At 72.4% G+C, this 25,558-nt stretch carries 26 protein-coding genes and 1 pseudogene; 18 read left to right on the top strand and 9 right to left on the bottom strand.

What is annotated here, in order from left to right; all coding sequences use genetic code 11:
- Positions 1-8 precede the first annotated feature (8 nt).
- On the bottom strand, positions 9-434 hold the full coding sequence (gene dtd / locus MTF65_RS25755) for a D-aminoacyl-tRNA deacylase (protein WP_042801357.1): 426 nt from the start codon (positions 432-434) through the stop codon (positions 9-11).
- 161 nt (positions 435-595) lie between these two features.
- Between dtd and MTF65_RS25750 the strand changes: the two genes are divergently transcribed.
- From MTF65_RS25750 to MTF65_RS25735, 4 genes and pseudogenes are all read left to right on the top strand, one after another.
- A complete protein-coding gene (locus tag MTF65_RS25750; RefSeq protein WP_243631317.1) occupies positions 596-1,234 on the top strand; it encodes an AmfC protein in 639 nt (212 codons plus the stop codon).
- Positions 1,235-1,316: 82 nt separating this feature from the next.
- Positions 1,317-1,862: pseudogene (locus MTF65_RS25745) on the top strand (GNAT family N-acetyltransferase); the annotation flags it as partial.
- A 222-nt stretch (positions 1,863-2,084) separates the two neighbouring features.
- Positions 2,085-2,978, top strand: a complete 894-nt coding sequence (locus MTF65_RS25740; protein ID WP_243631390.1) for a sigma-70 family RNA polymerase sigma factor — start codon at positions 2,085-2,087, stop codon at positions 2,976-2,978.
- Between the two features lie 57 nt (positions 2,979-3,035).
- Positions 3,036-3,812 (top strand): putative protein N(5)-glutamine methyltransferase, encoded by a 777-nt coding sequence (locus MTF65_RS25735; protein ID WP_243631389.1) that lies wholly within the window; start codon positions 3,036-3,038, stop codon positions 3,810-3,812.
- Positions 3,813-3,843: 31 nt separating this feature from the next.
- On the opposite strand, the gene MTF65_RS25730 is transcribed toward MTF65_RS25735, so the two are convergent.
- Entirely contained in the window at positions 3,844-4,581 is a 738-nt protein-coding gene (locus MTF65_RS25730) for a VOC family protein (RefSeq protein WP_243631316.1), read from the bottom strand.
- A gap of 107 nt (positions 4,582-4,688) precedes the next feature.
- On the opposite strand from MTF65_RS25730, the gene MTF65_RS25725 reads away from it, so the two are divergent.
- The 3 genes from MTF65_RS25725 to MTF65_RS25715 all read left to right on the top strand — a co-directional run bounded on the left by MTF65_RS25725 (position 4,689) and on the right by MTF65_RS25715 (position 6,144).
- Positions 4,689-5,108 carry a helix-turn-helix domain-containing protein gene (locus tag MTF65_RS25725; protein ID WP_243631315.1) on the top strand — a complete coding sequence of 140 codons (420 nt, stop codon included), beginning with the start codon at positions 4,689-4,691 and terminating at the stop codon, positions 5,106-5,108.
- A 23-nt stretch (positions 5,109-5,131) separates the two neighbouring features.
- Positions 5,132-5,665 (top strand): hypothetical protein, encoded by a 534-nt coding sequence (locus MTF65_RS25720; protein WP_243631314.1) that lies wholly within the window; start codon positions 5,132-5,134, stop codon positions 5,663-5,665.
- Between the two features lie 140 nt (positions 5,666-5,805).
- Entirely contained in the window at positions 5,806-6,144 is a 339-nt protein-coding gene (locus MTF65_RS25715) for a DUF2516 family protein (protein WP_243631313.1), read from the top strand.
- Positions 6,145-6,203: 59 nt separating this feature from the next.
- Here the strand turns inward: MTF65_RS25715 and MTF65_RS25710 are convergent, their stop codons facing one another.
- The 3 genes from MTF65_RS25710 to MTF65_RS25700 form a co-directional block, all read right to left on the bottom strand.
- The gene (locus tag MTF65_RS25710) at positions 6,204-7,502 is read right to left on the bottom strand and encodes a PP2C family protein-serine/threonine phosphatase (RefSeq protein ID WP_243631312.1); all 1,299 of its coding nucleotides are present in this window, start codon (positions 7,500-7,502) and stop codon (positions 6,204-6,206) included.
- Between the two features lie 1,428 nt (positions 7,503-8,930).
- Positions 8,931-9,935 carry a C40 family peptidase gene (locus MTF65_RS25705; protein ID WP_243631311.1) on the bottom strand — a complete coding sequence of 335 codons (1,005 nt, stop codon included), beginning with the start codon at positions 9,933-9,935 and terminating at the stop codon, positions 8,931-8,933.
- Positions 9,936-10,291: 356 nt separating this feature from the next.
- Entirely contained in the window at positions 10,292-11,119 is an 828-nt protein-coding gene (locus MTF65_RS25700) for a class I SAM-dependent methyltransferase (RefSeq protein WP_243631310.1), read from the bottom strand.
- Positions 11,120-11,327: 208 nt separating this feature from the next.
- On the opposite strand from MTF65_RS25700, the gene mshA reads away from it, so the two are divergent.
- Together mshA and MTF65_RS25690 are read left to right on the top strand one after the other, a co-directional pair.
- Positions 11,328-12,710 carry a D-inositol-3-phosphate glycosyltransferase gene (mshA, locus tag MTF65_RS25695; protein WP_279399520.1) on the top strand — a complete coding sequence of 461 codons (1,383 nt, stop codon included), beginning with the start codon at positions 11,328-11,330 and terminating at the stop codon, positions 12,708-12,710.
- A complete protein-coding gene (locus MTF65_RS25690; protein WP_243631309.1) occupies positions 12,703-13,212 on the top strand; it encodes a YbjN domain-containing protein in 510 nt (169 codons plus the stop codon). Before mshA ends, MTF65_RS25690 begins: the two co-directional genes overlap by 8 nt.
- Before the next feature lie 169 nt (positions 13,213-13,381).
- Here the strand turns inward: MTF65_RS25690 and MTF65_RS25685 are convergent, their stop codons facing one another.
- Positions 13,382-14,737: an MFS transporter gene (locus tag MTF65_RS25685; protein ID WP_243631308.1), complete on the bottom strand. Its 1,356-nt coding sequence runs from the start codon at positions 14,735-14,737 to the stop codon at positions 13,382-13,384.
- Between the two features lie 210 nt (positions 14,738-14,947).
- Between MTF65_RS25685 and MTF65_RS25680 the strand changes: the two genes are divergently transcribed.
- Positions 14,948-15,709, top strand: a complete 762-nt coding sequence (locus MTF65_RS25680) for a phosphoglyceromutase (RefSeq protein WP_243631307.1) — start codon at positions 14,948-14,950, stop codon at positions 15,707-15,709.
- Between the two features lie 195 nt (positions 15,710-15,904).
- Complete coding sequence (locus tag MTF65_RS25675; protein WP_243631306.1) at positions 15,905-16,261, top strand: carboxymuconolactone decarboxylase family protein; 357 nt, start codon at positions 15,905-15,907, stop codon at positions 16,259-16,261.
- Positions 16,262-16,369: 108 nt separating this feature from the next.
- Here the strand turns inward: MTF65_RS25675 and MTF65_RS25670 are convergent, their stop codons facing one another.
- Both MTF65_RS25670 and phoU read right to left on the bottom strand, forming a co-directional pair.
- Positions 16,370-16,522, bottom strand: coding sequence for a hypothetical protein (locus MTF65_RS25670; RefSeq protein ID WP_243631305.1), 153 nt, complete (start codon positions 16,520-16,522; stop codon positions 16,370-16,372).
- Positions 16,523-16,629: 107 nt separating this feature from the next.
- Positions 16,630-17,307, bottom strand: coding sequence for a phosphate signaling complex protein PhoU (gene phoU, locus MTF65_RS25665; protein ID WP_008743932.1), 678 nt, complete (start codon positions 17,305-17,307; stop codon positions 16,630-16,632).
- A 217-nt stretch (positions 17,308-17,524) separates the two neighbouring features.
- Here phoU and MTF65_RS25660 point away from each other — a divergent pair, with 217 nt between their 5' ends.
- Positions 17,525-18,763 carry a cell wall metabolism sensor histidine kinase WalK gene (locus MTF65_RS25660; protein ID WP_243631304.1) on the top strand — a complete coding sequence of 413 codons (1,239 nt, stop codon included), beginning with the start codon at positions 17,525-17,527 and terminating at the stop codon, positions 18,761-18,763.
- Positions 18,760-19,440, top strand: coding sequence for a response regulator transcription factor (locus MTF65_RS25655; RefSeq protein ID WP_037795450.1), 681 nt, complete (start codon positions 18,760-18,762; stop codon positions 19,438-19,440). The genes MTF65_RS25660 and MTF65_RS25655 overlap by 4 nt, the downstream gene beginning before the upstream one ends.
- A 120-nt stretch (positions 19,441-19,560) precedes the next feature.
- On the opposite strand, the gene MTF65_RS25650 is transcribed toward MTF65_RS25655, so the two are convergent.
- Positions 19,561-20,247 (bottom strand): DUF461 domain-containing protein, encoded by a 687-nt coding sequence (locus MTF65_RS25650; protein WP_243631303.1) that lies wholly within the window; start codon positions 20,245-20,247, stop codon positions 19,561-19,563.
- Positions 20,248-20,825: 578 nt separating this feature from the next.
- Between MTF65_RS25650 and MTF65_RS25645 the strand changes: the two genes are divergently transcribed.
- The 5 genes from MTF65_RS25645 to rlmB all read left to right on the top strand — a co-directional run bounded on the left by MTF65_RS25645 (position 20,826) and on the right by rlmB (position 25,524).
- The gene (locus MTF65_RS25645; RefSeq protein WP_003953493.1) at positions 20,826-21,308 is read left to right on the top strand and encodes a CarD family transcriptional regulator; all 483 of its coding nucleotides are present in this window, start codon (positions 20,826-20,828) and stop codon (positions 21,306-21,308) included.
- 316 nt (positions 21,309-21,624) lie between these two features.
- Entirely contained in the window at positions 21,625-22,371 is a 747-nt protein-coding gene (gene ispD, locus MTF65_RS25640) for a 2-C-methyl-D-erythritol 4-phosphate cytidylyltransferase (protein WP_243631302.1), read from the top strand.
- A complete protein-coding gene (gene ispF, locus MTF65_RS25635; RefSeq protein WP_243631301.1) occupies positions 22,361-22,918 on the top strand; it encodes a 2-C-methyl-D-erythritol 2,4-cyclodiphosphate synthase in 558 nt (185 codons plus the stop codon). Before ispD ends, ispF begins: the two co-directional genes overlap by 11 nt.
- A gap of 133 nt (positions 22,919-23,051) precedes the next feature.
- The gene (gene cysS, locus MTF65_RS25630; protein WP_243631300.1) at positions 23,052-24,452 is read left to right on the top strand and encodes a cysteine--tRNA ligase; all 1,401 of its coding nucleotides are present in this window, start codon (positions 23,052-23,054) and stop codon (positions 24,450-24,452) included.
- Between the two features lie 100 nt (positions 24,453-24,552).
- Complete coding sequence (rlmB, locus tag MTF65_RS25625; protein ID WP_243631299.1) at positions 24,553-25,524, top strand: 23S rRNA (guanosine(2251)-2'-O)-methyltransferase RlmB; 972 nt, start codon at positions 24,553-24,555, stop codon at positions 25,522-25,524.
- The last annotated feature ends 34 nt before the right edge of the window (positions 25,525-25,558 follow it).

Raw genomic sequence — 25,558 nt, 5'->3', positions numbered from 1 at the left:
GGGGCCGCTCAGACGTCGATGACGATGGTGAACGGGCCGTGGTTGGTCAGCGAGACCCGCATGTCCGCGCCGAACCGGCCCGTCGCCACCGTCGCGCCCAGCGCCCGCAGCTGCGCGACGACCTCGTCCACCAGCGGCTCCGCCACCGGCCCGGGCGCCGCCGCGTTCCAGGTGGGGCGGCGGCCCTTGCGGGCGTCCCCGTAGAGCGTGAACTGGGAGATCACCAGCAGTGGCGCGTCCACGTCGCTACAGGACTTCTCCGCCTCCAGGATCCGTACGGACCACAGCTTGCGCGCCAGCACCGCCGCTTTCTCGGGGGTGTCGTCGTGGGTCACCCCCACCAGCACGCACAGCCCCTCGCCGACGATCTCGCCCACGGTCTCACCGGCCACCACGACGCTCGCGCCGTCCACCCTCTGCACCACTGCTCGCATACCACCTGTGTACCAGGCGTGCACCCGTCCGGGGCCGATCGGGTGGCGTGGGACTGCACCGGCGGCACGGAGAGTGGCACGATGCACGCAGGCGGTGCTTCCCACGGCCCTCAGGGCCCGGGGAGCCCCCATTCACCGGCCGAGGGGACGGACCCGAACGCATGAATACCTCTGGTACCTCCGCACCTGCACCCGCATCACCCGCTGAACCCGCTCCGGCCGGCACTGCCGCGGTACGACCGCCCGCGCAGCGCACCGGCGAGGCGCGCGAGCCGCTGACCCCGGCCGCCGCGCTCGGCCTTCCGGAGCTGCGCGCCCTGCGCCGCGACGCGCAGCGCGACGAGGCCGACCTGAGCTACATCCGCAGACTCCTGCAGGGCCGGATCGACATCCTGCGGGCCGAACTGGCCCGCCGCCGCGACCTTCTCCCGGCGGTGGCCGGGGACGGCCCGGACGCGGCCCCGGCGGACCCCGAGGCGTCGGTGATGGACCGGCTCTCGGAGATCCTCGCGGACGCCCCCTCCCGGCGCAGCGCCTCCGTCCGGCACCTCACGCTCGGCACCCCGCAGAGCGAGGAATTCCGGCTGCTGGCGGCGGAGATGCTGGCGGAGGTGGAGCTCTCCGACCTCGCCGCGCGCACGGACGCCGAACTGCACGACGCGATGGGCCGGCTGGTGCGGTACGAGGAGCAGGTCTCGCGGCGCCGGCAGCAACTCCAGCGCACGGCGGACGACTCCAGCGCCGAGATCACCCGGCGCTACCGCGAAGGCGAGGCACAGGTGGACGACCTGCTGGTCTGACCGCGCCTATCGGGGCTGGCTGGGTCCGGCCGCCGTGAAAATCAAGCGACTTGGGGCGGGGCGGCGGTTAGCGTGGCGGGTTATGAGCGCGGACGTCCGGCAGATCACCACCAGCGAACTCCCCGAGTGGATGCTGGCGCAGAACAGGGGATTCCTGCGCACGGAACCCCTGACGCCGGACGACGTCGCCCAGAGAGCCGCGCACAGCGACCTCGCCCGGACCCAGGGCGCCTTCGCGCGTGACACCGGCCGCTGCGTGGCCACCTTCCGTTCCTTCGCCCAGGAGTTGACCGTGCCGGGCGGCGCGGCCGTCACCTCCAGCGCCGTCACCAACGTCACCGTGCTGCCCACGCACCGCCGCCAGGGCCTGCTGACACGGATGATGGCCGCCGAGCTCGCCGCCGCCAAGGAGCGCGGCGATGTGCTCTCGACGCTGATCGCCGCCGAATACCCGATCTACGGGCGGTACGGATACGGGCCCGCCGCGTCCGTCTCGGAGTGGGAGATCGACGTACCGCGCACCGGACTCGACCCGCGCCGGCCGGCGCCCGCCGACGGCGGGCGCATCGAGCTGGTGGACGCGGCCGAGGCCCGCCGAGTCGGCCCGGCGCTGCACGAGCGGCTGCGGACGACCTCGTCGCGCGGCTGCTGCCCGATCCGCGGGCGGCCAGGATCGTGACCGCCGCGGACTTCCTGTGGGTGCGGGTGCTGGACGTGGTACGGGCGTGGTGCCCGGACGTCTCCTGATCCCGCCTCGTCCCTGTCACACGGGCGGGCCGCCGTCCGTCAGGGAGGTGGAGCGGATGAGCGTACGAGCGGGACCAGCGGGACGAGACGAGGGAACACGATCATGAGCACCGGTGCGAACGGCGCGGCGGACAGCGACTTCCTGGCGGAGCGCTTCGAGGAGAAGCGGGCCCACCTGCGTGCGGTGGCCTATCGGATGCTGGGCTCCCTGACCGAGGCGGAGGACGCCGTCCAGGAGGCCTGGATCCGGCTCGACCGCTCGGACACCAGCGAGGTGGAGAACCTGGGCGGCTGGTTGACCACCGTCGTCGCCCGGGTCTGCCTGGACCAGCTGCGCTCGCGCAAGGCGCGCCGCGAGGAGTCCCTGGAGACGCCGGTGGGCATCCCGGAGCCGCTGCTGAGCCCGCCGGACGGGCTGGACCCCGAGCAGGAGGTGCTGCTCGCGGACTCGGTCGGGCTGGCGCTGCTGGTCGTACTGGAGCAACTGGCGCCCGCCGAGCGGCTGTCGTTCGTCCTGCACGACATGTTCGGGGTGCCCTTCGACGAGATCGCGCCGATCGTGGAGCGCACCCCGGCGGCGACGCGGCAGCTGGCGAGCCGCGCCCGGCGGCGGGTGCGGGGCCAGGCCCCGGCCCCGGACGCGGACCGGGGCCGGCAGAAGGAGATCGTGGGCGCGTTCCTGACGGCCGCGCGGGGCGGCAGCTTCGACGGCCTGATCTCGGTCCTCGACCCCGACTGCGTGCTGCGGGTGGACCTGACCGAGATGGCGCTGGGCGCGGGCGCGGTGGCCCGGCAGGCGCTCACCTTCCAGCGGCTGGCGCCGTACGCGCGGCCCGCCCTGGTCAACGGGGCGCCGGGCGTCGTCACGATCCCGCCGGGCGGCAAGGCGGTCGCGGTCATGGGCTTCACCGTCGTGGGGGACCGTATCGTCGCCATCGACATCCTGGCGGATCCGGCACGGCTGGAGGACCTCGACGTCACGGTCCTGGACGGCTGAACGAGACCGGGCGTTGGGCAGCAAGAACCGAACAAGAACAAGAACGAGAACCGAGGACTGAGCTTTTTGACTTCATTGGTAGAACGCCTGCGCGCGGCCGGCTGCGTCTTCGCCGAGGAGGAGGCGGACCTGCTGGTCGCCGCCGCCGAGGACGACGGGCATCTGGCGGACCTGGCGGCCCGCAGGATCGAGGGCGAGCCGCTGGAAATGGTCGTGGGCTGGGCCGAGTTCTGCGGGCTGCGCATGCGGGTCGGCGAAGGGGTCTTCGTCCCGCGCCGGCGCAGCGAGTTCCTGGCGCACGAGGCGGCCGCGCTCACCCCCCGGGCGGGCGCGGTCGTCGTGGACCTGTGCTGCGGGGTGGGCGCGCTGGGCGCGGCGGTGGCGGCGGCGGTGGGCGCCGGGGTGGAACTCCACGCGGCGGACATCGACCCGTCGCCGCTGGCGTACGCGCGGCTGAACGTGGCGCCGTACGGGGGGCTCGTCCACGAGGGCGATCTCTACGCCGCCCTGCCGGCCGCCCTGCGGGGCCGGGTGGACGTCCTGGTGGTCAACGCCCCGTACGTGCCGACGGAGGAGGTGGGCCTGCTCCCGTCGGAGGCCCGCGACCACGAGCCGCTGGTCTCGCTGGACGGCGGCGCGGACGGCCTGGACATCCACCGCCGGGTGGCCGAGGGCGCCCGCGAGTGGCTGGCCCCGGGCGGCCACCTGCTGATCGAGACGAGCGAGCGCCAGTCCCCCTCCACGGCCGCGGCCTTCACGACGGCGGGCCTCGCCCAGGTCCGCACGACCACGTCGGACGAGCTGTACGCCACGGTGGTGATCGGAACGGCCTGACCATCCGACCCCGGGCCGGCCGGGCAACGCGTCAGCGCGGGGTGAGGACGCAGAACTCGTTGCCCTCCGGGTCGGCCAGGACCGTCCACGCCACGTCGCCCTGGCCGAGGTCGATGTCGGTGGCGCCGAGAGCCCGCAGCCGGGCCGTCTCCGCCGCTTGATCGTCTCCGGGGTACGGGCAGAGGTCGAGATGGATGCGGTTCTTCACGGTCTTCGCGTCGGGTGTGCGGAGGAACTCCAGATAGGGGCCGACACCCTTGGCGGAGCGCAGCACCGCGTGATCGTCGGTCACCTCGTGCAGGGTCCAGTCCATGGCCTCGCCCCAGAACCGGGCCATGGCCCGCGGATCCGCGCAGTCGACCACCACCGCGGCGATCGGCCCGGTGTCCCGGTAGATCGATCGGGGCTCCAGCACGCAGAACTCGTTGCCCTCCGGGTCGGCCAGGACCGTCCACGGCACGTCGCCCTGGCCCACGTCGGCGGGCGTCGCGCCGAGAACCTTCAGGCGCGCGACCAGCTCTGCCTGATGGGCAGCGGAGGTGGTGGCAAGGTCGATGTGCACACGGTTCTTCACCGTCTTGGGTTCCGGGACGCGAAGGACGTCGACGTAGACGGCGACGGGGTCGGGATAGACGAGGCCCACGGGCTCGATGTTGGTCACGCCGGGTCCTTCGCTGGCAAGGCCCCAGCCGAGCACCTCCGCCCAGAACCGGCCGATCGCGGAGTCATCCCGAGCATTCATCGCAATTTGAACAAGCCGTGTCGCCATGCCGCCGACCCTATGCAGACCTGCGCCGACAAACGCATTTCAGGTCAGGTGCGAGATGCTGCAAGCGCCTGCTTGCAATAGTTAGCGGGGTGCGGCAGGATCGGGGTATGGCATCGCTCAACGTCGGGAATCTCGGCGAGTACCTGCGGGAGCAGCGGCGGCAGGCTCAGCTGTCGCTGCGGCAGCTGGCCGAGGTCGCGGGGGTATCGAACCCGTACCTGAGCCAGATCGAGCGCGGGCTGCGCAAGCCGAGCGCGGACATCCTCCAGCAGCTGGCCAAGGCGCTGCGGATCTCCGCGGAGACGCTGTACGTGCAGGCCGGGATCCTGGACGAGCGGGACCCGGACGAGGTCGAGACGCGGGCTGTGATCCTCGCCGACCCGTCGATCAACGAGCGGCAGAAGCAGGTGCTGCTCCAGATCTACGAATCGTTCCGCAAAGAGAACGCGCACGACGAAGAGCGCGGCGAGCCGAGCGGTGAGCCGGGCGACGAGCCGGGCGACGACGCGATGCCCCACACGAACTGAACTTGATCCGGGAGGACCAGCACATGGCCATCGCCGATGACCTGAAGAAGACCCTCACCGACCCGACCCCCTTCTACTTCGCCGCGGGCACCGCCGACCTCGCCGTACAGCAGGCGAAGAAGGTGCCCGCGTTCATCGAGCAGCTGCGCGCCGAGGCTCCCGCGCGGATCGAGGCCGTGAAGAACACCGACCCCAAGGTCGTGCAGGAGAAGGCCAAGGAGGCGCAGGAGGTCGTCACCGCCAAGGTCGCCGAGGTGCTCGGCGCGATCGACGCGAAGAAGATCGGGGAGACCGCCCAGGACCTGGCGCTGCGCGGGGTCGGCGTGGCCGCCGAGTACGCCGTGCGCGCCAAGGAGACCTACGACAAGGTCGCCGAGCACGGTGAGCAGGCCGTGCGCGCCTGGCGCGGCGAGATCTCCGAGGAGATCGTCGACATCGCCGAGGTCGTCGTGCCCGAGCCCGCGTCGGAGCCGGAGGCCGCTCCCGCCGCGAGGAAGCCGACGGCGCGCAAGACCACCGCGAAGAAGGCCGTCGCCGCGCCGGGCGACGAGAGCTGATTTCGCGGCCGGAGATCGGGACGGCGGGCCGGGCACCAGTGGGGTGTCCGGTCCGTTGTTGTTTGCGGGAGCCGCTGTGCCGGTAGCGTGGAGGCAGGCGGCATCAGGTGCGAAGCGAAGCGTGAGAAGGCGGTCGAGCGATGTTGATGAACGGCTTCGACAACGGGGTCCTCCCGCTGCTCGGATTCGCCATGCTGGCGCTCGCCATCGTGGCCTTCGTGATGGCGGTGGTGGCGCGCGAGGACGCGTACCGCGCCGCAGGCAAGCAGACCAAGACCTTCTGGCTGGTCATCCTCGGGATCACGGTGCTCGTGGACTTCTTCCTCGGGATGCTGTTCCTGCAGATCGCCGGTCTCGTCGCGACCATCGTGTTCTTCGTGGACGTGCGCCCTGCCCTCAAGGAGGTCTCGGGCGGCGGCCGGCGCCGTGGCGGCAGCAGCAGTGACGGGCCGTACGGGCCCTACAACGGCGGACGGTAGCCCCTGGCCCCTGGCGGCCCCCTGGCCCCGCGCCGCTGGCTGCGGCCGGAAGGCGGCGGTCAGCCCTCGGCGCGCGAGAGCAGCACCACGGCGACGTCGTCGGTGAGCTCCCCGCCGTTGAGGCGGCGGGCCTCGGTGACGGAGGCTTCCAGCAGGTCCTCGCCGCGCAGCCCGCGGTCCAGGTGGCGGTTGATCATCTCGACCATGCCGTCCTGGCCGAGGCGCTCCTTGCCGGCGCCGATGCGGCCCTCGATGAGGCCGTCGGTGTAGAGCATCACGCTCCAGGTGCCGCCCAGCTCGACCTGGCGGCGCGGCCAGCGGGCCCGGGGCAGCAGGCCGAGTGCCGGGCCGCTGTTCTCGTAGGGGAGCAGCCGGGCGGGGCGGCCGGGCCGGGATATCAGCGGGGCCGGATGGCCGGCCAGGCACAGGCCCGCGCGGCGGCCGTCCGGGGCGATGTCCACGGTGCACAGCGTCGCGAAGATCTCGTCGCAGGGGCGCTCCACCTCCAGGACCTCCTGGAGGGTGGCGAGGAGCTCGTCACCGCACAGACCCGCGAGGGTGAGCGCGCGCCAGGCGATCCGGAGCTCGACGCCGAGGGCCGCCTCGTCGGGGCCGTGGCCGCAGACGTCCCCGATCATCGCGTGGACGGTGCCGTCGGGGGTGCGGACGGTGTCGTAGAAGTCCCCGCCGAGGAGGGCCCGGCTGCGGCCGGGGCGGTAGCGGGCGGCGAAACGGAGGTCGGAGCCTTCGAGGAGCGGGTTGGGGAGCAGACCGCGCTCCAGGCGGGCGTTCTCCTGGGCGCGCAGTTTCGATTCTGCGAGCTTGTACTGGGCGATGTCCGCCCGTTTTCTCTCCACCGCGTAGCGGATGGCGCGGCTGAGGAGCCGGCCGTCCAGCTCGTCGCGGAAGAGGAAGTCCTGGGCGCCGACGCGGACCGCCTCGGCGGCGCGCTCGGCGTCGGCCTCCGCGGTGAGGACGAGGACGGCGTGGCCGGGGGCGATACGGAGGACTTGGCGCAGGGTGGCGAGCTGGTCGACCGCCGTGTCGGTGGCGGCGGAGGAGCCGCGGGGGGTGGCGTCCGGGAGCGACAGGTCGAGCAGGACGCAGTGCACGTCGGGCGTGAGCAGCCGGGCGGCCTCGGTGAGGTTGCGGGCGGTGCGGAGCCGGATGCGGTGGCCGTCGGCGTCGAGGATCTCGGGGACGGTGAGACCGCCCGCGGGGTCGTCCTCGATGACGAGCAGCGTGAGCGCCTGGGGTGCGGCGGGGTCCGACGGCGGCCGGGCGGGGGTGATCGGCAGAACGGCCTGACCGTTCTCCGTGGCCGGGGTGTCCCTCTGCCGCGGTACGGGTACGGACATCGTTTCCGGTTCCTTCCCTCCCCCCGAGGGTGCGCTCGTTCGCCAGACCCTAGCGGTCGGTGTGGGGAGAACGGAATGGCGGCTTTGGAGAGGGCCTCCGTCATATGCCGTTATCGCGGGGGAAAATCGGGCTCATGGGATGAGCAAGGTCACGGTGGTGCGTGCGGGTGCCCGTCTGCCGAGACGTCGGCGGCACCCCCATGGTTGCCTCCGCCCACCCCCTTTCCCCGGCCGGCCCTCCGACCGCCACCGTCCCCGCCGGGTCCGTCTCCGGCCGCCGCGCCGCCCCCACCGGGCCTGCGGTGCCGGTTCCGCTGCCGCAGCCGCACCGAGCTCAGCCGCCGGTCCCGCCGGACCCCGTGCGGCAGCCCCCGCCGGGCTCGGCCGCCGGTCCTGCGGGATCCCGTGCGGCAGCCCCGGCCGGGCTCGGCTGCCGGGTCTCGCCGAACCCCATGCGGCCGCCCCGGCGGGTTCGGCCGTCGGTCCAGCTGAGCGTGTGCCTCGCCGGACCCCGTGCGGCCGCGCCGGCCCCACCGGCCTCTGCGGGTCCGGATCCCGTGCGGCAGCCCCGGCGAGCTCGGACGTCGGTCCCGCTGAGCGTGTGCCTCGCCGGATTCCGTGCGGCAGCCCGACGGGGCTTGGGCGGCTGGCTCTCCGGCCGCCACCCCCCCAGCCGCGCCGGGTCCGTCTCCGGCCGCCGCGCCGGCCCCACCGGCCCCTGCGGGTCCGGATCCGCTGCCGCAGCCCCCGCCGGGCTCGGCCGCCGGTGCCGTCGGACCCCGTGCGGCAGCCCCCGCCGGGTTCGGCCGCCGGTCCTGCCGGATCCCGTGCGGCAGTCCCGCCGGTTTCGGCGCTGGCCGCCGGACCCTGTGCGGCAGCCCCGCCGGGCTCGGTGCTGGCCGCCGGACCCTGTGCGGCAGCCTCGGCGAGCTCGGACGTCGGTCCCGCTGAGCGCGTGCCTCGCCGGATTCCGTGCGGCAGCCCGACGGGGCTTGGGCGGCGGGCGCCGCCGGCCGGTGCCGGGTCGGTGGGGTGTGCGCCCTGGGCCCAGGCGGGCTGACGGGCTCCCGAGGCCGGGGTCCTCGGGGCGCCGCCGGGCGTCGTGTCGGATTCCCCGTGCCACAGCCCCCGGGGCCCGGGGCTTGAGCCGTCGGTCCCGTTGGGCGGTCGGTGCCGCCGTTCCGCGTGGCGGGTGCCTCGAGAGCCGGGCGGGCCGCCGCGCTTCCCAGGGCCCGCGCACGGCGTGGTCTGCCGCGCCGGGTGGGGCCCGCCGGGGCGGCTGACCGCGTTCCGGCCGGGCCGCGCCGGCCGCCCCGGGGCCCGCGCACGGCGTGGTCCGCCGGGGGGCGGCTGACCGGGTTCCGGTCGGGCCGCGCCGGGCCGGGCGGTGGGGGTGGCTGAGGGAGTGGGGCAGGCCCCCGGTAGGGGTCAGGCGTCCGGGCGGACTACTGACTTGATCGGCATGGAGCCCGCGCCCGCGATCGTGACGTTGCGGCCCGGGCGGGGGGCGTGGATCATCGCGCCGTCGCCCACGTACATGCCGACGTGGCTGGCGTCGTCGAAGTAGATGATCAGATCGCCCGGACGCATGTCCTTCACCGCCACCTTCGGAAGCAGCCGCAGCTGCTCCTGCGAGGTGCGCGGGATGCGCCGGCCCGTCGAGAGCCAGGCCTGGGACGTCAGCCCCGAGCAGTCGAACGACCCCGGGCCCTCCGCGCCCCATACGTACGGCTTGCCTATCTGCGCCGTGGCGTACTGGACGGCCCGCTTCCCCGCGTCCGTCGCGGCGCCGTTGACGCCCTTCAGCGCGCCCGACGACAGCCACGCCGTCTGCGCCTTGTACTGGGCCTGCTGCTCCAGCTGGATCAGCCGGGCCTTCTCCTCGGCCTCCAGCTTGCTCTCCAGCTCCTCCGCGGCCTTGATCTTCTCCTCGACCCGCTTCTTCGAGTCCTCCTGCTTGATGCGGTTGGCTTCGAGCTTGCGCCACTGCTCGCTCGCCTCCTTCGCGTACCGCACCAGGTCGTCCTGGGTCCGGTTCAGGTCCGACAGCAGGTCCGTCGTCGCCTTCTCGCCCTGCCGCAGCCGGTCCGCCCCGTCGAGGAACTGGGTCGGGCTGCCGCTCAACGCCAGCTGCGCGCCCGGGGGGAGACCACCCGAGCGGTACTGGGCGCGGGCCGCCGCGCCCGCCCGGTTCTTCATCGAGGAGATCCGCTCCTGGCCGGCCACGATCTGCTTCGCGATCTCGACGATCCGGTCGGACTGCGCCGTGGCCTCGCCCTCCGCGAGGTTGTACGCGTCCGTGGCGGTGCCGGCCTCGCGGTATAGGTCCTCGATGTCCTCGCGGACCTGTTCGAGGGACTTGGCGCCCGGTTCCGGGGTCGGGGCGGCGTACGCCGTGCCCGTGACGAGGCCGGGAGCCGTCAGTATCGCCATCGCGCACAGCAGGGTGAGGGCGGATGCGCCGCCCCTCCACCGCGGACGTGCCTGCGATCGCGATCGCTTCTCGGTCCCCTCGGTCCCCATGGTCCCCCCATGCGCCCGTGTCAGACCCTGCATCAGATCTGACTATTCATCAGTAACTTGCTACTGCCTTCGGGATGGTGCCACGAGTCGGTGAATTCCAACACCCTTGTGGGGCTCTTCCCGATCATGTACGCCCATGCCACGCCCACCCCGACGACTCAACGGGCAGCTCACACCTCTGGTTCCCCGCCGTCATTCGTTCGGCGGTCGGAGGCCCACATTCCAGGCCCGACCACCCCCACCGCTCACTCCGCCGGGGCCACCGCTCACCCCGCCGGGCGCAACGCCTCCCAGCGCACCGTCAGTTCCCCCTGCCGCCAGCGCCCCGGACCGTCCGCCAGCGGCCAGTCGCCGGAGAGGGCCCGCGCCGTCCGGATCCAGCGCTGCCGCGCCCCGTACGAGGCGTACGGGGCCGCCGCCGCCCACGCCCGGTCGAAGTCCCGCAGGAACGCGTGCACCGGCTCACCCGGAACGTTCCGGTGGATCAGCGCCTTCGGCAGCCGCTCCGCCAGGTCCGAGGGGCGCTCCAGCGAGCCCAGCCGGGTGGCGAACGTCACCGTGCGCGCCCCCTCCGGGCCCAGCGCGACCCATACGTGCCGCCGCCCGATCTCGTCGCAGGTGCCCTCCACGAGCAGCCCCTCCGGAGCCAGGCGTGCGCACAGCCGCGCCCAGACCTCCTCGACCTGCCGCTCGTCGTACTGGCGCAGTACGTTCGCCGCGCGGATCAGCGAAGGGCGGACACCGCCGTCCAGCGGGACCTCGAAGCCGCCGTGCCGGAAGGCCAGGCCCTCCCGCTCGTACGGCTTCGCCCCCGCGACCCGCGCCGGCTCGATCTCGATGCCGACCACCCGTGCCCCGGGCGCCGCCTCCCGCAGCCGGGCCAGCAGCTCGACCGCCGTCCAGGGCGCGGCCCCGTACCCGAGGTCCACCGCGACCGGTGCCTGCGCCCGCCGCAGCGCGGCGCCGTGCGTGGCCGCGATCCAGCGGTCCATCCGGCGCAACCGGTTCGGGTTCGTGGTCCCGCGCGTCACCGTGCCCACGGGGCGGCCGGGGCGGCCGTGGCGGCTCGGGGGCGGTGTGGTGCGGGAGGACATGAGCCGAGGGTAAGCGGAGGGGCCGCACCGGATAAAAATCGGCAGTCCGAGCAGGAAATCCCGGTACCTCGGAATGCGGGGCACGGCCGTTCGGGTTGCACTCCTTGATGGGCGCCGAACGCGCTCTTCACCGTCATGCCGTCCGCGCGTCGTCCCAGCGCCACCCACGCGCCGTCCCCGCGCCGTCCGAGCGAGAGGAACTGCTCTCTTGAGCCAGTACGTGGCCCGCCTCGGCGGCAGCCTCAGCGGCAGGATCGCCGCCGCCCGCTCCACCCGCCACGACGCCCCGAGGCTCCGCCTCCCGGCCGTGGGCCACCACCGCAAGCCGCGCCGCGTCGCCATGCTCAGCGTGCACACCTCACCGCTGCACCAGCCCGGCACCGGCGACGCCGGCGGCATGAACGTGTACATCGTGGAGCTCGCCAAACGCCTCGCCGCGATCAACATCGAGGTCGAGATCTTCACTCGGGCCACCGAGGGCGGGCTCCGGCCCGTGGTCGAGCTGGCCCCGGGAGTCCTCGTACGGCACGTGGACGCCGGGCCGTACGAAGGGCTCGCCAAGGAGGAGCTCCCGGCGCAGCTCTGCGCCTTCACCCACGGCGTGATGCAGGCCTGGGCCGGGCACCGCCCCGGCTACTACGACCTCGTCCACTCCCACTACTGGCTCTCCGGCCATGTCGGCTGGCTCGCCGCCGAGCGCTGGGGCGTCCCCCTCGTGCACGCCATGCACACCATGGCCAAGGTCAAGAACGCGGCGCTGGCCGAGGGCGACACGCCCGAGCCCGCGGCCCGCGTCATCGGCGAGACCCAGATCGTGGCCGCCGCGGACCGGCTCATCGCGAACACCGCCGAGGAGGCGGAAGAGCTCGTACGGCACTACGAGGCCGATCCCGCGAAGGTGGCCGTCGTCCACCCCGGCGTCAACCTCGACCGCTTCACCGTCGGCGACGGGCGCGCCGCCGCCCGGGCGCGGCTGGGGCTGCCGCAGGACGCGGTCATTCCGCTGTTCGCGGGGCGGATCCAGCCGCTGAAAGCCCCCGACATCCTGCTGCGTGCGGTCGCCGAGCTGGTGGACCAGGACCCCGCGCTGCGGCAGCGGCTGTTCGTCCCGGTGGTCGGCGGCCCGAGCGGCAGCGGCCTCGCCAAGCCGGAGCAGCTCCAGAAGCTCGCCGCGACGCTGGGCATCGCCGACCTCGTCCACTTCCACCCGCCGGTCGCGCAGGACGGGCTGGCCGACTGGTTCCGGGCGGCGTCCGTGCTGGTCATGCCCTCGTACAGCGAGTCCTTCGGGCTCGTGGCGATCGAGGCGCAGGCGACCGGCACGCCGGTGCTCGCGGCCGAGGTCGGCGGGCTGCCGGTGGCGGTCAACGACGGGGTGACGGGGATCCTCGTACCCGGGCACGACCCGGTGGACTACGCGCGTGAGCTGCGGCGTTTCGTGGACGACCCGGGGCTCACGGACCGCATGGGCGGGGAGGCGGCACGGCACGCGCAGTTCTTCGGGTGGGACACGGCGGCGAGCGGCACGGCGGACGTGTACACCGCTGCGATGCATGATCATCGCCGTCGCGTACGCTCCCACCATGGCTGACGCTGACGCTGATACTGCCGCTACCGCCGCGATCGTCGAGAACACCCTGGCCGAGGCCGGACTCGCGTGGGAGAGCACGGAACCGGGCTCGTACGTGGTCCAGCTCCCCGGAACCCGGAAGCTGAGCACCACCTGCTCGCTGAAGGTCGGCCGGCATTCGCTGTCGGTCAACGCGTTCGTGATCCGGCACCCCGAGGAGAACGAGGCGGGGGTGCACCGCTGGCTGCTGGAGCGGAACCTCAAGCTGTTCGGGCTGAGCTACGCGGTGGACCGCCTCGGCGACGTCTACCTGACGGGGCGGCTGCCGCTGTCGGTAGTGAACGCGGAGGAGCTGGACCGGCTGCTGGGGACGGTGCTGGAGGCGGCGGACGGGGCGTTCAACACGCTGCTGGAGCTGGGGTTCGCGGGGGCGATCAAGCGCGAGTACGAATGGCGGGTCGCGCGGGGCGAGTCCACCCGCAACCTGGACGCCTTCCGCCACCTGACCCAACCGTCCGCCTGACCATTTCCAGCCCCACCGGGCATCCCCCGCCCCACCAGGCATCCCCCGCCCCGCCGGGATCCCCAGCTCCGCCGGGCATCCCCAGGCCCGCCGGGCACCCCCAGCCTCGCCGGCGTTTGAGGCGCGGGGTGTGGGGCGGAGCCCCACGAAGCCCGGGCGCAGCCCGGGACTACGCGTCCGCCGTCGCGGACTTCGGCCGCGGGAGTGCGCCCGCCGGGTCGGGCTCCGCCGCAGAGGCAGAGGGTGTCACCGACCCGACGGGAGCCGGGACGGAAGCCGCGACCGCGCCGGGGTCGGCAGGTTCCGGTTCACCCTCGGAGAGATTCCGCATCAGCAGCCAGTAGCCCAGCGCCGCCACCGTGCCCAAGACCCCCGTCGCGCCCCACAGCCACCCCGCCCCGAGGTGGTCGATCACGAACCCCGCCATCAGCGGGGCCACCAGCGAGGCCACCGCCCACGACAGGGTGTACACGCCCTGGTAGCGCCCGCGCCCGTCCGCCGGGGACAGCCGGACCACCAGGCTCATCTGCGTCGGCGAGTTCACGATCTCCGCCAGCGTCCACACGCACACCGTCAGCGCGTACGCCCACAGCGACCCGGCGAACGCCGTCAGCGCGAACCCGTACCCCGCCAGCAGCGCCGAGATGACCAGCAGCCGCTGCGGGTCGCGGTGCTCGATGAAGCGGCTGACCGGGATCTGCAGCACCACGATCAGCAGGCCGTTCGCCGCGATGACGAGGCCGTAGTCCCCCGGTGAGAACCCGGCCGCGCCCATCGCCACCGGCAGACCCACCGAACCCTGCGTGAACACCAGCGAGATCAGGAACGACAGCCCGACCACGCCCATGAACCGTCCGTCCCTCAGGACGGTCCCGAGCCGGGTCTCCGGTTCGGCGGCCGTGACCGCGGCCGCGCTCACGGCGGCCGCCACCGGCCGGGACTCCGGCAGCTTGAGGAACACCAGCACCGCGCACACCAGCGTGAGCGCCGCCTCGCCCAGGAACCCGGCCAGGTAGCTGTACTCCGCGATGACCCCCGCCGCCGTCGCGCTCACCGCGAAGCCGAGGTTGATGGCCCAGTAGTTCAGCGAGAAGGCCCGTACCCGGTCCTCCGGCCGGACGATGTCCGCCATCATCGCCTGCACCGCCGGGCGCGAGGCGTTCGAGGTCATGCCGACCAGCAGCGCCACCGCCGCGATCGCCGCCGGATGTTCCATGAAGCCGAGCAGCGCCACCGAGAACGCCGTAGAGACCTGCGCCGCCAGCAGCGTGGGCCGCCGTCCCAGCCGGTCGGTCATCACCCCCGCGACCAGCGAGGAGATCACACTGCCCAGCCCGTGCAGCGCCACCACGAGTCCCGCGAACGAGGCCGAATAGCCGCGGTCCAGCGTCAGGTACAAGGTCATGAAGGTGGCGACGAAGGCCCCGAGCCGGTTGATCAGCGTGCTCATCCAGAGCCACCAGAACGCGCGCGGCAGACCCGCCACACTTTCCCGGGCGACCCGTATCAAACCCCCAGCGAACATACGGAATCCCCCGCCTGATGTAAGTGCCTCGTGAGCTCTCCGCACCGTACGAGCGGCCACCCGCGGCCGCCACTCGATTGACGCGGGCCGTCAATCGGGGGCCACGTCGGGCGCCACGTCGGGCGCCGGGCCGGGGGCCCGGTCGGCGTCCGTTCGGGGGCCCCGAACGCCGCGCGCGAGCGCCCCGGCGCGTCCATTAGGCTCGTACGCATGGCCGACGCACCGTACAAGCTGATCCTCCTCCGCCACGGCGAGAGCGAGTGGAACGCGAAGAACCTGTTCACCGGCTGGGTGGACGTCAATCTCAACGAGAAGGGCGAGAAGGAGGCGGTCCGCGGCGGTGAGCTGCTCAAGGACGCCGGCCTGCTCCCCGATGTCGTGCACACCTCGCTCCAGAAGCGCGCGATCCGTACCGCGCAGCTGGCGCTCGAGGCCGCCGACCGCCACTGGATCCCCGTCCACCGCTCCTGGCGCCTGAACGAGCGCCACTACGGCGCCCTCCAGGGCAAGGACAAGGCCCAGACCCTCGCCGAGTTCGGCGAGGAGCAGTTCATGCTGTGGCGCCGCTCGTACGACACCCCGCCGCCGGCCCTCGAAGACGGTACGGAGTTCTCGCAGTCCGAGGACCCGCGCTACGCCTCGATCCCGCCGGAGCTGCGCCCGCGCACCGAGTGCCTCAAGGACGTCGTCGTCCGCATGCTGCCGTACTGGTACGACGCGATCGTCCCGGACCTGCTGGACGGCCACACGGTCCTGGTCGCCGCGCACGGCAACTCCCTGCGCGCGCTGGTCAAGCACCTGGACGGCATCTCCGACGCCGACATCGCGGGCCTCAACATCCCCACCGGCATCCCGCTCGCCTACGAGCTGGACGCCGACTTCAAGCCCCTCAACCCGGGCGGCACCTACCTCGACCCGACCGCCGCCGCGGCCGCCATCGAGGCCGTCAAGAACCAGGGCAAGAAGAAGTAACCCTGACGTACGACGTGGACGATGGCCCCCCTGCTCCCGCGGTTTCCCGCCGGGGTAGGGGGCTTGTCGTTGATCGCTCTGCGCGGGGCCCCGCGGGCTCTTACGGTGGAAGGGTAACCGCCGGCGCGTGAGGTGCTGCCGTGTTCAGCGGGTGGCGCGTGTCGGCTCCGCACGGCACCGGAAGGCGGCCCGGAGATGGACAAGACCTCGGACACTCCCGTTCTCGACACGCTCGCGGCCATGACGGTCGACTCGCTGGAACGCTGCGGCATGGACGCGAACACGCTGATCCTCACGCGCCTCGCCGCGCTCGCGGCCATGGACGCACCCGCGATCTCCTACCTCGCGCACATCGCCCCCGCCATGAAGGCCGAGCTGACGGCCGAACAACTGCAGGACGTCCTCGTCGCCATCGCCCCGGTCGTCGGCACGGCGCGCGTCATGTCCGCCGCGACGCACATCACCGAGGCACTCGGCATCAGCATCGCGGTGGCCGAGGCGGAAGCCCAGGAGATGGCCGAGGCCGAAGCCCGGACCCGCCGCATGTCCTGAGCCCGAGCGGGACCGCGCAGCGCGAAGGGCCCCGTCCGCCAGGAATCAGGAATCAGGAATACAGAATGCGGACGGGACCCTTCGCGTACGGGGTGCCGGGCGGGCGGGTCAGCCGCCGCACTGGCAGGGGGCGCCGGACTGGCAGCCGCAGCCGCAGCCCGAGCCGCAGCCGCAGGCCGCGAGCAGCGGGAGGCGGAGCGGTTCCGGGGTCGTCTGCTGCTGCTCGTGTTCCGGGGTGATGGGGACGGGGGAATCGGGCATGGATCCTCCTCGCGCAGGCGGCGTACGGGACCGCCGTACGACGGACCGCCTTCGCCTCATTCATGCCCAGCCACCCCGGCGCGTCAACGGCGCATTGGGGCTCGGGCTCAGACGCCCTCGACCACCGTCGGCGGCTGGAGCTCGTCCGCGTGCTCGCCCGTCACCAGGTAGACGACGCGCTTTGCCACCGACACCGCGTGGTCCGCGAACCGCTCGTAGTAGCGGCCCAGCAGCGTCACGTCCACGGCCGTCTCGATGCCGTGCTTCCAGCGGTCGTCCATCAGGTGCTGGAACAGCGTGCGGTGCAGCTGGTCCATCTCGTCGTCGTCCTGCTCCAGCTGGAGCGCCAGGTCCACGTCCTTCGTGATGATCACCTCGGCGGCCTTCGCCATCAGGCGCTGCGCCAGCTGACCCATCTCCAGGATGGTGGCGTGCAGGTCGCGCGGCACCGCCGTGTCCGGGAAGCGCAGCCGCGCCAGCTTCGCCACGTGCTGCGCCAGGTCGCCGGAGCGCTCCAGGTCGGCGCTCATCCGCAGCGAGGTCACGACGATGCGCAGGTCCGTGGCGACCGGCTGCTGGCGGGCCAGCAGCGCGATGGCACGCGCCTCCAGGTCGTGCTGGAGGTCGTCCACCTTCTGGTCGGCGGCGATGACGCTCTCGGCGAGCTTCAGGTCGGCGTCGAGCATGGACGTCGTGGCCCGCCCGATCGCCGAACCGACGAGCCGGGCCATCTCGACCAGGCCTTCTCCGATCGAGTCCAGTTCCTCGTGGTACGCGTCACGCATGGGTGTCCCTCTCTTGACCTGGCCTACTGCCTTACTGCCCGGGGGCCGGGCCGGGGCGGCCTCATGCCCCACGTTGACACGTTGAGCCGCGAACGCGTCCGACTCCGGCATCACAAGTGAATCAACCCCGTCGCCAGGGTGAACTCTGGGCGACGAGTGTTCGAGGTGCCACCCGAACGGCTGTGGAAGTGTCGTCGTGCCTGCTTAACCTGGATGCATGGACGTGAACGCGGCGGTCGCCGCAGCTGCAGCGATCGCCGGTCTTTGCACCGGTGTGATCGCCATGCTGGCGTTCCGCTGGAGCGAGCGCGACCAGGCCCGCCCCACCCGGAGCTCCATGCGCCCCGACATCAACGCGGTGCTCCCACCCGGGGTGGACACCGTCCTCTCCGTCCTCCGCTCCTCCGCCGTCGTGCTCGACGAGGGCGACGCGGTCGTCAAGGCCAGCTCGGCGGCGTACGCCCTCGGGCTGGTCCGCGGCGGCAAGCTCGCCGTGGAGCCCATGCTCCACATGGCCCGCGACACCCGCCGCGACGGGGAGATACGCCAGGTCGAGCTCGACCTGCCCCGGCGCGGCACCGGCCGCGGCGAGGCCCTCGCGGTCTCCGCCCGCGTGGCCCCGCTCGGCTCGCGGCTCGTGCTCCTGCTCGTCGAGGACCTCACGGAGGCCCGCCGCATCGAGGCGGTCCGCCGGGACTTCGTCGCGAACGTCTCGCACGAGCTGAAGACCCCCGTCGGAGCGATCTCGCTGCTCTCCGAGGCGGTCATGGACGCCTCCGACGACCCCGAGGCGGTCAGCCGCTTCGCCGGCCGCATGCAGATCGAGGCGACCCGCCTGATCAACCTCGTACAAGAGCTCATCGACCTCTCCCGGGTACAGAACGACGACCCGCTGGAGGACGCCGAGCCCGTACGAGTGGACACGCTCGTGGCGGAGGCCATCGACCGCTGCCGCCACACGGCGACCTCCAAGCAGATCACCATGGCCGCCGGAGGCACCGCCGACCTGCGCGTCTGGGGCAACCGGGGGCAGCTCGCGGCCGCCCTCGGGAACCTCGTGGAGAACGCCGTCAACTACAGTCCGGCCCGCACCCGCGTCGGCATCGCCGCACGCCGGGTCACCGCGCCGGGTGGAGACTTGATCGAGATAGCCGTGACCGACCAGGGCATCGGCATCCCGGAAAAGGACCGCGAGCGCATCTTCGAGCGCTTCTACCGCGTGGACCCGGCCCGCTCCCGCGCCACGGGCGGAACCGGACTCGGCCTCGCGATCGTGAAGCACGTCGCGGCGTCGCACGGCGGGGAGGTGTCGGTATGGAGCTCGGAGGGCCAGGGTTCCACTTTCACCCTGCGACTCCCCGAAGCAGCCGCCCAGACCCCCGCGACGGCCCCCGCACCCGCCCGACCCCAGCTCGACCCAGATCCAGTCATCCCTGCCCCGGAGGTCCTTCCGTGACCCGAGTGCTCGTCGTCGAGGATGAGGAATCCTTCAGCGACGCCCTGTCCTACATGCTCCGCAAGGAAGGCTTCGAGGTCGCGATCGCGGCGACCGGGCCCGACGGGCTGGACGAGTTCGAGCGCAACGGCGCCGACCTCGTCCTCCTCGACCTGATGCTCCCCGGCCTGCCCGGCACGGAGGTCTGCCGGCAGCTGCGCGGCCGCTCCAACGTGCCCGTGATCATGGTGACCGCCAAGGACAGCGAGATCGACAAGGTCGTCGGGCTGGAGATAGGAGCGGACGACTACGTCACCAAGCCCTTCTCCTCGCGGGAGCTGGTCGCCCGCATCCGCGCGGTCCTGCGCCGCCGCGGCGAGCCGGAGGAGGTCACCCCGGCGGCCCTGGAGGCCGGGCCCGTACGGATGGACGTGGACCGCCACGTCGTCACCGTCGGCGGCGGGAAGGTGGACCTGCCGCTGAAGGAGTTCGACCTGCTGGAGATGCTGCTGCGCAACGCGGGACGCGTGCTGACCCGTATGCAGCTCATCGACCGGGTCTGGGGAGCCGACTACGTCGGTGACACGAAGACCCTGGACGTCCACGTGAAGCGCCTGCGCGCCAAAATCGAGCCGGACCCGGGCGCGCCCCGCTACCTGGTCACGGTGCGCGGCCTCGGCTACAAGTTCGAGCCGTAAGCCGTAAGCCGCCTGTCTCAGCCGTAAGCCGCCGGTCTCGGCCTCGGCCTCGGCCTCGGCCGTATACGGGAAGGGCCCATCCGGAACCGGATGGGCCCTTCCCGTACGTCTGGCCGTGTCTCAGTGGCCCGCGCTGCGCGAGGGGGAGCCGGACGGCGAGCCCGAGGCCGCGCCCGCGGGGGCGGAGGCGCTGCTCGACGGCTTGCCGGCGGGGCTGCTCGAGGGGCTGCCCGACGGGGCGCCGGACGGGGAGCCCGACGCGGTGGCGCCGGCGGCGGGCGCGGCGGCGGGGGCATCGGTCGGGCCGTAGTTCGCGTACGGGCCGGTGCCCGGGACGACGAACGCGTCCAGGGCGACGTCGCCCGTCTTGCTCAGCTGGAAGACGAGGTTCTGCACGTTGCCGTCCTGGACGGCCTCGCGGCCGCCCTCGATCACGGCCGCGGGGTTGTCCTTGCCGCCCAGCACGACGGAGCCGCCGGCCGGCACGGTGATCTTGCCGTTGCCCGTCGCGCCCTTCAGTACGACCTTGCCCTTGCCACCCTTGAGGGTGATGGCGTCGAGCGTCTGCGGCGTGTCACCGGCGTTGAAGAGCGTCGCCGAGACGACGGCCGGGCCCTTCTTCTCCTTCGAGCCCTGGGTGATCACCAGCGCGTTCTGGACCTTGATGTCGCCCTTGGTGACGGCGGCGTTGTCCGGCTTGATCTGGAGAGTCTCCGCGTCGTTGCCCGCGCCGCACGCGGCGAGCGAGGCGATGGAGAACACGACGGCGGAAGCGGCGAGGGCGCCGCGTCGAAGGCTGCGGCTCACGGCGGCGGCAACTCCTAGGACGTACGGACGGGAGGGTGGGCTCCCCTGGGGCTGCTGAGGTAAAGCCGCCCTAAGGGTGTGTCAGCGCGCTTAGGTTACCGAGCCGCCGCCCCGCCCCCGCACCCGACCCTCCGCAGGACAGGGCCCGCCCTGGGCCCGTCCCACGATCTTGTATTCCGCCCGTCGTTCATGTGCCGCTCGCATATCGCGCGCCGCGTGTCCGGTGATCGAATTCCCGGATTCCTCCGAACGCCACTCCGTGATCAATTCCGGATTGGGCCGGAACCGTTCCGTACGGGTGGTCGCCAGTCGAACGGAGTAGTTCGGTTTCGCGTCCGTGAAACCGGCAAAACGGGACGTACGTCACACCGGGGGCGGGGTGCGGCAGGTGTAACGTGGCCGTTTCGGCTGGTCCGCGCAGCGCCTCCGACCTGCGAATACCCCCCTCCGGAAGCCCTCCGCAGCACGTTCGTATCGCAGTTGTCAAGCCCTGAGATGGGCCCTGACCTGCGAAAACGCCATTCATAACGGTCAGTTCTCGTGTTACCCTGGATAGCCACGGAAGGGGTACCTGTCACATGACGTTCAAGGTTGGCGACACCGTGGTCTATCCCCATCATGGGGCCGCGCTGATTGAGGCCATTGAGACTCGTCAGATCAAAGGCGTGGACAAGACCTACTTGGTGCTCAAGGTCGCCCAGGGTGACCTGACGGTTCGCGTGCCTGCGGACAATGCGGAGTTCGTCGGTGTTCGCGACGTAGTCGGCCAGGACGGGCTGGACCGGGTCTTCGAGGTGCTCCGCGCACCGTATGCAGAAGAGCCGACGAACTGGTCCCGGCGCTACAAGGCAAATCTGGAGAAGCTCGCTTCTGGCGATGTCATCAAGGTCGCCGAAGTGGTACGTGACCTGTGGCGTCGTGAGCGTGAGCGTGGACTCTCCGCGGGTGAGAAGCGCATGCTGGCGAAGGCGCGCCAGATTCTGGTGAGCGAGCTCGCGCTCGCCGAGAACACCAACGAGGACAAGGCTGAGGCCCTCCTCGACGAGGTTCTCGCGTCCTGACGGCCCAGCCGTACACAGCAGTCGTGCCGCGGTGCCCGATGACAAGGAGACTTGTTGCCGGGCGCTGCGGCATGTCTGCATCCTCACCCCAGGCCGTCTCACCCAAGGCCGTCTCCCTTTTGGCCGGCCATCTCCCGTTGGCCATCGCTTCTCCCGGCGTGCCGGTCTCCTGGCGTGCCGGGTCCGGGCAACCTGCTCGACCGGTCGTCACGGAAGGGGCGAGGGCGTCGCACCCGGCACCTTTGAGGCCATACCCATACCGGCCGAAGCCACAAACCTGGTCGCCGAACCGGAGTCACACTCCCGGAGCTCCTTGATGTCAGACGAATCGCGCCACCACCGCACCGCCGCGGTGATCCCGGCCGCCGGCCGCGGCCTACGCCTCGGCCCCGGTGCCCCCAAGGCCCTGCGGGCCCTCGGCGGCATCCCGATGCTGATCCACGCCGTCCGCGCCATGGCCCGCTCCCGCGCGGTCTCCGTCGTGGTCGTCGTCGCGCCGCCCGACGAGGCCGCCGAGGTGCGCCACCTCCTGGACGAGCACGCGCTGCCCGACCGCACCGAGATCCTGGTCGTCCCCGGCGGGGAGACCCGCCAGGAGTCCGTACGGGCGGGCCTGGACGCGCTCCCGGCGGACATCACCTCCGTACTCATCCACGACGCGGCCCGCCCGCTGGTCCCCGTGGACACGGTGGACTCGGTCATCGAGGCCGTCCGCGACGGAGCCCCCGCCGTGGTGCCGGCCCTGCCGCTGGCCGACACCGTCAAGGAGGTCGAGCCCGGCAGGCCCGGCGAGGCCGAGCCGGTCGTCGCCACGCCCGTACGGGCCCGGCTGCGCGCCGTACAGACCCCCCAGGGCTTCGACCTCGCCACGCTGAAGCGCGCGCACGAGGCCATGGCCGTCAGCGGCGAGGGCGCCACCGACGACGCCGGAATGGTGGAACAGCTGGGCGTCACCGTCGTGGTGATCCCCGGCCACGAAGAGGCCTTCAAGGTCACCCGCCCGCTCGACCTGGTCCTCGCCGAGGCCGTTCTCGCCCGCAGGAGGGCCACCGATGCGTACTAGCTCCGCGGGTTCGGCAGATTCGGCAGGTTCGGCGGCATCGGCGGGCTTCGGCGCGCCCGTGATTCCGCTCGTCGGCATCGGGACCGACGTGCACGCCTTCGAGGCCGGTCGCGAGCTGTGGTGCGCCGGACTGCTGTGGGAGGGCGAGGACGGCCTCGCCGGGCACTCCGACGGCGACGTGGCGGCCCACGCCGCCTGCGACGCCCTGTTCTCCGCCGCCGGCGTCGGCGACCTCGGGGCGCACTTCGGCACCTCCCGCCCCGAGTGGTCCGGCGCCGCCGGGGTCACCCTGCTGGCGGAGGCCGCCCGTATCGTCCGGGCCGAGGGCTTCGAGATCGGCAACATCGCCATCCAGGTGATCGGCGTACGCCCGAAGATCGGCAAGCGGCGCGAAGAGGCGCAGAAGGCGCTCGTCGCCGCCGCGGGCGCCCCCGTCTCCGTCTCCGGCACCACCACCGACGGACTCGGCCTCACCGGCCGCGCCGAAGGGCTCGCCGCCATCGCCACGGCGCTGGTGTACCGCAGGCCCTCCGGCGAAACGGCCTGAGGACCGTACGGGGGACGGGGGTGCGCCGGCACCCCCGCGCCACACCCCCCGTACGACACCGCTTCGGCAACAAAGCACCCCCGCGCCCCGAAAGGTTGCGGGGCACTGCTACAGGCCCACTACCCTGGATGCCGTGACTATTCGCCTGTACGACACCAGCGCCCGGCAGATCCGCGACTTCACCCCGCTCGTTCCGGGCTGCGTCTCGATCTACCTCTGTGGCGCGACCGTGCAGGCCGCCCCGCACATCGGGCACATCCGCTCGTACCTGAACTTCGACATCATGCGCCGCTGGTTCTCCCACCGCGGCTACGACGTGACCTTCATCCGCAACGTCACGGACATCGACGACAAGATCATCAAGAAGGGTGCCGAGCAGGGCCGCCCCTGGTGGTCGATCGGCTACGAGAACGAGCGCGCGTTCAACGACGGCTACGACGCGCTCGGCTGCCTGCCGCCCACGTACGAGCCGCGCGCCACCGGGCACGTGCCCGAGATGATCGAGATGATGCGCGTCCTCATCGAGCGCGGCCACGCGTACGAGGCGGACGGCAGCGTCTACTTCGACGTGCGCTCCTACCCCGGCTACCTGGCGCTGTCCAACCAGGACATCGACGACCTGCGCCAGCCCGCCGAGGAGGGCATCACCGGCAAGCGCGACCCCCGCGACTTCGCCATGTGGAAGGCCTCCAAGCCCGGCGAACCGGACTGGGAGACCCCGTGGGGCCGCGGCCGTCCCGGCTGGCACCTGGAGTGCTCCGCGATGGCGCACAAGTACCTGGGCAGCGCCTTCGACATCCACGGCGGCGGTCTCGACCTGATCTTCCCGCACCACGAGAACGAGATCGTGCAGGCCAAGGCCTTCGGCGACGAGTTCGCGAGGTACTGGGTGCACAACGCCTGGGTCACCATGTCGGGCGAGAAGATGTCCAAGTCGCTCGGCAACTCGGTGCTCGTCTCCGAGATGGTCAAGAACTGGCGCCCGATCGTCCTGCGCTACTACCTCGGCACCCCGCACTACCGGTCGATGATCGAGTACAGCGAGGAGGCCCTGCGCGAGGCCGAGTCCGCCTTCGCGCGCATTGAGGGCTTCTGCCAGCGCGTCGTCGAGAAGGCCGGCGGTCCCGTCGAGCCCGCCGCCGAGGTGCCGCTCGCGTTCGCCGAGGTCATGGACGACGACCTGGGCGTCCCGCAGGCCCTCGCGATCGTCCACACCGCCGTCCGCCAGGGCAACAGCGCCCTCGCCGCCGACGACAAGGACGCGGCCATCGCGCGCCTGTCCGAGGTCCGGGCCATGCTGGGCGTCCTCGGACTCGACCCGCTCGACCCGCACTGGGCCGAGGAGACCGACCGGGGCGAGGACCTGCACGGGGCCGTGGACACGCTCGTACGCCTGGTCCTGGAGCAGCGCGAGGGCGCCCGGGCCCGCAAGGACTGGGCGACCGCCGACGCCATCCGCGACCAGCTCCAGCAGTCCGGCCTGGTCATCGAGGACAGCCCCACGGGACCGCGCTGGACACTCGGCCCGCGCTGATCCGGACCCGCCGGACCAGCCATGTTGTGCCGCCCGGCACTCCGGGCGGCACACTCTTCATACGTACATATCGCAGCATCAACGAAAACAGGTAGAGGTCATGGCCGGGAACAGCCAGCGCAGGAACCGCCGCACGTCCAACAAGAAGGGCGCCACGGTCGGCAGCGGTGGCCAGCGGCGCAAGGGCCTGGAAGGCAAGGGCCCCACGCCCAAGGCCGAGGACCGCAAGAAGCACAAGGCGAACCGCATCGCCAATGCCATGGCCCGCCAGGCCGCCAAGCGCCGCCCGGCCCCCCGCCGCGGCGGCCCCAAGGGCACCAGCGAGATGGTCGTCGGCCGCAACCCGGTCTTCGAGGCGCTGCGCGACGGCGTGCCCGCCACCACCCTCTACGTGCAGCAGTTCATCGACAACGACGAGCGCGTCCGCGAGGCCCTCCAGCTCGCCGGCGCGCGCGGCAACATCAACCTGATGGAAGCCCCGCGCCCCGAGCTCGACCGGATGACCAACGGGCTCAACCACCAGGGCCTGGTCCTCCAGGTCCCGCCCTACGAGTACGCGCACCCGGAGGACCTCACCGCCGCCGCGTACGACAACGGCGAGGACCCGCTGATCGTCGCCCTCGACGGCGTCACCGACCCGCGCAACCTCGGCGCGATCGTCCGCTCCGTCTCCGCCTTCGGCGGCCACGGCGTGGTCATCCCCGAGCGCCGCGCCGCCGGCATGACCGCCGGCGCCTGGAAGAGCTCGGCCGGCACCGCCGCCCGCACCCCGGTCTCCCGCGTCACCAACCTGACGCGCGCGCTCCAGGAGTACAAGAAGGCCGGCATCTCCATCGTCGGCCTCGCCGCCGAGGGCGAGCACTCCGTCAACGACCTGCCCGCGCTCGCCGGCCCGGTCGTCATCGTCGTCGGCTCCGAGGGCAAGGGCCTCGGCCGCCTCGTCGGCGAGAACTGCGACTACCTCGTCCGCATCCCGATGCCGGGCGGCGCCGAGTCGCTCAACGCCGGTGTCGCCGCGGGCGTCGTGCTGTACGAGGCCGCGCGCCGGCGCGCCGAGGCCCCGCGGCTCTGAGGCCCCGCGGCTCTGAGGCCCCGCGGCTCTGAGG

The sequence above is a fragment of the Streptomyces sp. APSN-46.1 genome, assembly GCF_022815725.1.
Taxonomy (GTDB): domain Bacteria; phylum Actinomycetota; class Actinomycetes; order Streptomycetales; family Streptomycetaceae; genus Streptomyces.
The sequence above is the reverse complement of the archived record's forward strand: the minus strand, read 5'-3'. Positions and strand labels throughout refer to the sequence as shown.